The sequence below is a fragment of the Streptomyces graminilatus genome (assembly GCF_001418565.1).
In the GTDB taxonomy this organism is placed as follows: domain Bacteria; phylum Actinomycetota; class Actinomycetes; order Streptomycetales; family Streptomycetaceae; genus Streptomyces; species Streptomyces graminilatus.
On sequence record NZ_LIQQ01000354.1, the window covers coordinates 1 to 6,760 of the forward strand.

The 6,760-nt window shown below is 72.2% G+C and carries 4 protein-coding genes and 1 pseudogene; 2 read left to right on the forward strand and 3 right to left on the reverse strand.

The features are described 5' to 3' along the window. Nucleotides 1–318, forward strand: a 318-nt coding sequence (locus tag AOK08_RS28250) for a DNA glycosylase AlkZ-like family protein (RefSeq protein ID WP_198539419.1), incomplete at its 5' end; no start/stop codon positions are given. A 113-nt stretch (nucleotides 319–431) separates the two neighbouring features. Here AOK08_RS28250 and AOK08_RS28255 read toward each other — a convergent pair. After that, on the reverse strand, nucleotides 432–1,223 hold the full coding sequence (locus AOK08_RS28255) for a S1 family peptidase (protein ID WP_055531264.1): 792 nt from the start codon (nucleotides 1,221–1,223) through the stop codon (nucleotides 432–434). A gap of 291 nt (nucleotides 1,224–1,514) precedes the next feature. After that, nucleotides 1,515–4,343: an AAA family ATPase gene (locus AOK08_RS28260; protein WP_055531266.1), complete on the reverse strand. Its 2,829-nt coding sequence runs from the start codon at nucleotides 4,341–4,343 to the stop codon at nucleotides 1,515–1,517. 287 nt (nucleotides 4,344–4,630) lie between these two features. Here AOK08_RS28260 and AOK08_RS28265 point away from each other — a divergent pair, with 287 nt between their 5' ends. Continuing rightward, a complete protein-coding gene (locus AOK08_RS28265) occupies nucleotides 4,631–6,301 on the forward strand; it encodes an AMP-binding protein (protein ID WP_055531267.1) in 1,671 nt (556 codons plus the stop codon). A 120-nt stretch (nucleotides 6,302–6,421) separates the two neighbouring features. Here AOK08_RS28265 and AOK08_RS47645 read toward each other — a convergent pair. Continuing rightward, nucleotides 6,422–6,760 (reverse strand): annotated as a pseudogene (locus tag AOK08_RS47645) (hypothetical protein); the annotation flags it as partial.

The window sequence follows — 6,760 nt, forward strand, 5'->3', positions numbered from 1 at the left end:
GACCCGGACACCCCGGCCCCGCCGCGATTCCTGCCCGAGTTCGACAACCTGCTCCTCTCGCACGCCGACCGCACCCGGGTCGTCCCCGCCGACCTCAAGGGCCGTAGCTGGACGGGCAATCAGGCGCACCGCGTCCTGCTCGTCGACGGTTTCCTGGCGGGCCTGTGGAGCCTCACCGACCGTACGCTCACCGTCGAGCCCTTCGGCGAACTCACCAAGGGCGTGCGGGCAGTGGTGGCCGAGGAGGGCGAGCGGATGCTCGCCGTGCTGCACGAGGGAACGGCGTACGACATCCGGTTCGGCACCGCCGTGCGATAGCGAACGCGGACGTGGATAGGGGGCGTTGCGGACCGCTCGTGGCCGGTCCGCAACGCCCCCTGGTATTCACCCGGGGGGTACCCGGGAGACCGAGGTGGCCGCCACTGTGGTGGTTACGACGCGACCTGCGTCGCCACCAGCCTGGAGAAGGTGGTCAGCCGGGTGTAGAGCCCGGGGAGGCCGGCCGCAGCGCAGCCGTCGCCCCAGGAAGTGATACCTGCCAGGACGCCGCCGATCATCAGCGGGCCGCCGCTATCGCCCTGGCAGGCGTCTACGCCACCGGAGGTGAATCCGGCGCAGACCATGTCGCTCTTTATGTAACGGGAGCGATAGGAGTTGGTGCAGCTGGAGTCGGAGACGGTCGGGACCGTCGCCGTGCGCAGCTGGTTGGAGGATTCGCCGTCCGAGACGGTGGTGCCCCAGCCGATGATGCGGGCGGTGGTGCCGGCCGCGTAGACGCCGGTCTGGGACGAGGTGACGAACGACGCCGGGGTGTACGGCATCGAGGTCGAGAGGGTCAGCACGGCCACGTCGTCGCCCTGCTCGACGTCGGTGTAGCCAGGGTGGACCCAGATCTTGGTGACCCGGCTGACCGTGCCGTTGGTGCCGTCGAGGAAGGTACGGCCACCGACGACCCGGACGCCGCGCGGCGTCTCGTCGACCACGCAGTGGGCGGCGGTCACGACCTTGGTGGGCGAGACGAGGGTGCCGCCGCAGAACTGGTTCTGCGAGGCGTCCGTGATCTGCATGACGTACGGGAACGCCGACGCGGTGGTCGTCGTACCGCCCACGATGGGCTGCGGTGCGGCGACCGCGCCGGGGGCGGCGATCAGCGCGGTCGACGCGGCGGCAGCGGTGGCCACCAGGACGGCGGCTGCCTTCTTGGCGCGGGTGAGCCCGGACATGGGTTCTCCTCTTGTGGGGACGGCCGGTGGGGGAACGCACGGGCATGGGGGACTTCCGCACGGGGCGGTGGCTCCGCTCCGTGTGCCCGGCGAGCGGCACATCCACAAGGTATGAGTCGGACAAGTCCCCTCCCAATGAGGGAACCCCCTAGGGGAGTTCGGGGAGGGAAAACCCTCGGTCGTACGGGGTCGGCGGCACGGTACGGTGAGAGCGCGAGGACGCACCGCCGACACGGGCACACGGCCGTACGGCGGTATCGCGGACGTCAGTTGATGCCTGTGCGCGAGGCGTCAGCCGGTGTGGTGTCCCGCCGCCAGCCGGACGATGTCCACCCGGGACCGGATCCCCAGCTTCCGGTACACCCGGGTGAGTGTCGCCTCGACCGTCTTCACGCTGATGAAGAGGCGGCCGGCGATCTCGCGGTTGGTCGCGCCCTCCATCACGAGCGCGGCGACCTGGCGTTCCATCGCCGCGAGCCCGTCGAGCGCGGTGACCGCCTGCGGCTGCGACACGAGCGGCTGCGGGGCGGGAGTCGGCACGGTGGCCGCGTCCACCCGGCGCAGCCAGGGCAGCGCGCGGGAACGTCTGAACAGGCGTGCCGCCTCGTCGTACGACGTGGGTGCGGGCGTGAGGCCGGGTCTCGGCGGTCCGGTGCGCAGTTCGGCCAGGGCGAGGGCGGCCCGCGCCTCCTCAAGGCCGTAGCCCAGCTTGCCGAGCCGGTCCTGCGCGGACGTCAACTGGGCCACCGCGGCCTCGTGTTCACCGCGCGCGGCACGCACCAGCGCCTCCGCCCGGTCCAGTACCGCGAGCACGCTCTCCCGCCCCAGCCGCAGCGCGTGGGCACGCGACACGTCGATGACCTCCTGCGCCTCGCCCAGCTCGCCGACACGGACGAGTGCCTCCGCGAGATCGCCCTGCCAGCGTCCGCGCGCCGGGTCGTCGACGCCGAGATCGTGCTCCAACTCCCGTGCCCGGCGCAGCGACTGCACCGCGCCCGGCGCGTCCCCGGCCACCAGCCGGGCGTATCCCAGGGCTGCCTGGGCCCGGGACAGATAGATCAGGTCGCCGTTCTCCTCGGCGTGCTCGACGGACTCCCGGGCCAGCGCCAGCGCCTTGTCCACATCGCCGCCGGACGCCTCCGCCAGCGCGGCGAGCATCGCGGAGGCCACCTCGCCGATGCCGGTGTCCCGGGCCAGCCGCAGGCTCTCCCGGGCCAGGTCGAGCGCCCGGCCGCAGTGCCCGCAGCGCAGTTCGGTCTCGGCGAGACCGCGCAGGAAGTGCACCTCGCTCTCGACCGACCCGCGCCGGCGCACCTCGCGCAGCAGCGTGGTGATCGTGGCCCGCGCCTCGGGCAGCTGGTCGCTCATGATCAGCCAGCGGAACCGGGCCGAACCGATGCCGTTGTGATGGACCGTCACCTGCGGGTCCTGGGGCTCCTTCAGCGCGCGTCTGATGGTCGCGGGCGCGTCCGGGTGGCCCATCAGGGTCTCGGTCTGGGCCTGGAAGGAGAGCGACATCAGCTCGGTGTGCCGGTCGCCGCCCCGCGCGGCGAGCTCGGCCGAACGGGCCGCCTCCGCACGGCACTCGGCGAAGTCGCCCTCCACGAGCAGTGCCCGCCAGGCCAGTTGGTAGTGGATCAGGGCGAGCAGCCGCGGGTCGTCGCCCGCGTCGGCCAGTGCCTGCGGGAAGACGGCGTCGACCTCCGTCATGGCGTGGCCCGCCGTGTCGATCACGATGATCCAGGCCCGCACCCGGTCCTCGGGCTCCACGGACCGGGCGAGCACCTGGCGGGCGATGTCCCGCGCGAGGTCCAGCTCGCCGGCGGTGATCGCGTCCTCGGCGGCCCGCAGCCGGTGCTCGTCGGCGTTCGGCACACCGCCGGCCGGGGTGTACCGGGCGGCGAGCAGTCCGAGCGAGGACGCCACCGTGGGCGCCCCCCGGTCCCGGGCCAGCGCGGCGGCCTCGGCGAGCCGCGCGGCCACGTCCGGATCCGTGCCGTCGGTGGCCAGGGCGAGGTGCCGGGCCCGCTCGATGGGGTCGGACGCAGCCGTGGACAGCGCGGCGTGCGCGGCCCGTCGCTCCTGGGCGCTCGCCTCCGCGTACAGCGCGGCCGAGACGAGGGGATGCGCGAACCGTACGGCCGGGCCCTCGGGCTCGGTCGCCAGCAGGCCGAGGGCGGCGGCCTGGGCGGTCTCGGCCTCGGCGTTGTCCCGGCCGGCCGCGTGCAGCAGGGCCAGTGTGGGGCGGGCGCCCGCGCTCACCACGAGGAGGGTGCGGCGGGCGTCGTCCGACAGCATCTCCAGCCGGCTGAGGACCAGCGCGCGCAGCGAGGTCGGCACCGGCAGCGGCTCGCCCGGGCGCAGCGGAGTGGGGTTCTCGGCCAGGGCCCGGCCCAGTTCGAGGGCGTACAGCGGGTTGCCGGCGCTGGTGCGGTGGATCTCCCGCACGGTCGAACGGGGGAGGTCGTAGCCCTTGCGCTCAAGGAGGGTGGCCACCTGGTCGCGGGTCAGCGGGTTCACCCGGACCGCCAGGGTCTCGGGCGTGGACGCGCGTAGATAGCGGTCGTACTCCTGGCCGTCGGTCCGCCCGGCGAACACCATCCGGACGGGGGTGTCGGTCAGGCGGCGGGCGGCGAAACCGAGCAGTTCGGTGCTGGCGGTGTCCAGCCACTGGAGGTCGTCGGCGACGACGAGGACGGGGCCCTTGGCGGCCAGCGCGCGCAGCGTGGACAGTACCGCCAGCCGCAGCGCGAGCCCGTCGCGCTGGAGCGTGGACTCGCCCCGGCCGGTGAGCGCCGACTCCAGGGCGACACGCTGGGCGACGGGCAACTGACCGGACACCTCGTCCAGGGCCAGACCGAGGAGATCGGCGAGCGCGAGGAAGGGGAGATGCGATTCGGACTCGGTGGCGGAGCACCGAAGCACGGTCCGTGCCGATTCGCCGTATTCCGCGGCCAATGTCCGCAGAACGGTCGACTTTCCTATTCCGGCCGGTCCGTGCAGCAGTACGCTGCCGCCGCGCGAAAGCTGCTCACGCGCTGCTGTGAGTGCCTCTTCCCGGCCTATGAGCAGGTCGGAGCGGCATCGTCCAGACTCCTGGAAGTCCCGTCGCACGGTCACCGCTCCCCTCCTGTGTCGTGTGGGCCCCAATATTAGGCAACAGATCTTCGAATTTCGGACCGGTGGCGCGATCAGCCGAATAACAGGACGGTTGAGGCATCGGAAATTTCACCGCACGCGTGAATGAATACGCCATATACGTGTGCGGAGCGTGACGAAGAGGCTCCTGGGTCACGAAGTCCTTCGTTGTACGTGGCACTCACCCCCGTTCGGGGGTAGTGAGATCAGCGTCACGAATTACACGATGTCAGAGTGGCCCGGCAACGGTCCGGGAACGAGGAGGACTGATGACGACGGTGACCGAGCGCTTCCGCGAGGCACGGGACTTCCTGCTGGCCCACCGCGAGGACTACGCCACCGCGTACGACGGGTTCGACTGGCCGCGCCCCGAGCGCTTCAACTGGGCCCTGGACTGGTTCGACGTCATCGCGGACGGCAACGACCGCACCGCCCTGCACATCGTCGAGGAGGACGGCTCCGAGGTTCAGGTGTCCTTCGCCGGGATGGCCGCCCGCTCCAACCGCGTCGCCAACTGGCTGCGCGGGCTCGGGATCCGCCCCGAGGACCGGGTCCTCGTCATGCTCGGCAACCAGACCGAGCTGTGGGAGACGGCCCTCGCCGCGATGAAACTCGGTGCTGTCGTCATCCCCGCCACCCCGTTGCTCGGCCCCGCCGACCTGCGCGACCGGGTGCAGCGCGGCCGGGTCGCCCACGTCCTGGTCCGCGCCGAGGACACCGGCAAGTTCGACGAGGTGCCCGGCCGCTACACCCGGATCGCGGTGGGCGGCGCCCCCGAGGGCTGGCTGCCGTACGAGGACTCCCGCGAGTCGCCCGAGGTGTTCACGCCGGACGGGCCGACCCACGCCGACGACCCCTTGATGCTCTACTTCACCTCGGGCACGACGGCCCGCCCCAAACTCGTCGAGCACACCCACACGTCGTACCCGATCGGGCATCTGGCGACCATGTACTGGATCGGCCTCAAGCCCGGCGACGTGCATCTGAACATCTCCTCGCCCGGCTGGGCCAAGCACGCCTGGTCCAACCTCTTCGCGCCCTGGAACGCCGAGGCGACCGTCTTCATCCACAACTACACGCGCTTCGACCCCGTCCGGCTGATGGCCGAGATGGACCGCGCGGGCGTCACCTCCTTCTGCGCCCCGCCGACCGTCTGGCGCATGCTCATCCAGGCCGACCTGACCCGGCTGCGCACCCCGCCGCGCGAGGTCGTGGCCGCCGGGGAGCCGCTCAACCCCGAGGTCATCGAACAGGTGCGCCGCTTCTGGGGGGTCACCGTCCGGGACGGCTTCGGCCAGACGGAGACCGCCGTCCAGGTCTCCAACAGCCCCGGCCAGCCGCTCAAGACGGGCTCCATGGGCCGGCCGAGCCCCGGCTACCGGGTCGTCCTGCTCGATCCGGTCTCGGGTGAACCGGGCGCCACGGAGGGCGAGATCGCGCTCGACCTGTCCGCCCATCCGGTCGGTGTGATGACCGGCTACCACGGCGACGCCGACCTCACGGCGGAGGCCATGGCCGGCGGCTTCTACCGCACCGGGGACATCGGTTCACGCGACGAGGACGGCTACATCACGTACGTCGGCCGGTCCGACGACGTCTTCAAGGCCTCCGACTACAAGATCTCCCCGTTCGAGCTGGAGAGCGCGCTGCTGGAGCACGAGGCGGTGGCGGAGGCCGCCGTGGTTCCCGCGCCGGACGAACTGCGTCTGGCGGTGCCGAAGGCGTACGTCGTGCTCGCGGCGGGCTGGGAGCCGGGGCCCGACACGGCGAAGGTGCTGTTCGAACACAGCCGCGAGGTTCTCGCCCCCTACAAGCGGCTGCGGCGGCTGGAGTTCGCCGATCTGCCCAAGACCGTGTCCGGGAAGATCCGGCGGATCGAGCTGCGGGAGGCGACTGCGGCGGGCTCGGCGGGGGAGTACCGGGAGGAGGACTTCCGGTGAGTGTCCTGTTCGGGGACACCGGAGGTGTGACGGTGCCGGTGTGACGGGCGTCGGGAGCGCTGTGACGGGTTGTCGGTGAACTGCGGCGCCGTCGTGCCTGGTCGCGCCCGCGCGGCGGNNTCGTCCTCGTACCCGGCGAGGGAGAAGTACACGCAATGAGACGACTCCGTCATGGCCGTCAGCCACAGGCACTCGATGTCCCGCAGCGACGCCGGGCTCACCGTCGGGTCGACCTGTGCCAGGACCCCGCGCGCGGCGAGCCCCACGCCGGACGGGGGCCGCTGGTCGGCGCGGCGGATGTCCCGGTAGCCGAGCCAGCGCAGATAGAGGGCGGCGGCGGTGACCGCGTCGCGCGCGGTACGGATGGTGACGGGCTGGAAGGCCCGCCGGGGACGGGCGGCGGGGCGGGGCGCGCGGAGGGCGCCGGGGACCTTCACGGCGCCCTCCGCGCGCCCCGCC

Coding starts and splice junctions, on each gene's coding strand:
- AOK08_RS28255 (WP_055531264.1), bottom strand. CDS start 1,223: ATGTCCGGGCTCACCCGCGCCAAGAAGGCAGCCGCCGTCCTGGTGGCC.
- AOK08_RS28265 (WP_055531267.1), top strand. CDS start 4,631: ATGACGACGGTGACCGAGCGCTTCCGCGAGGCACGGGACTTCCTGCTG.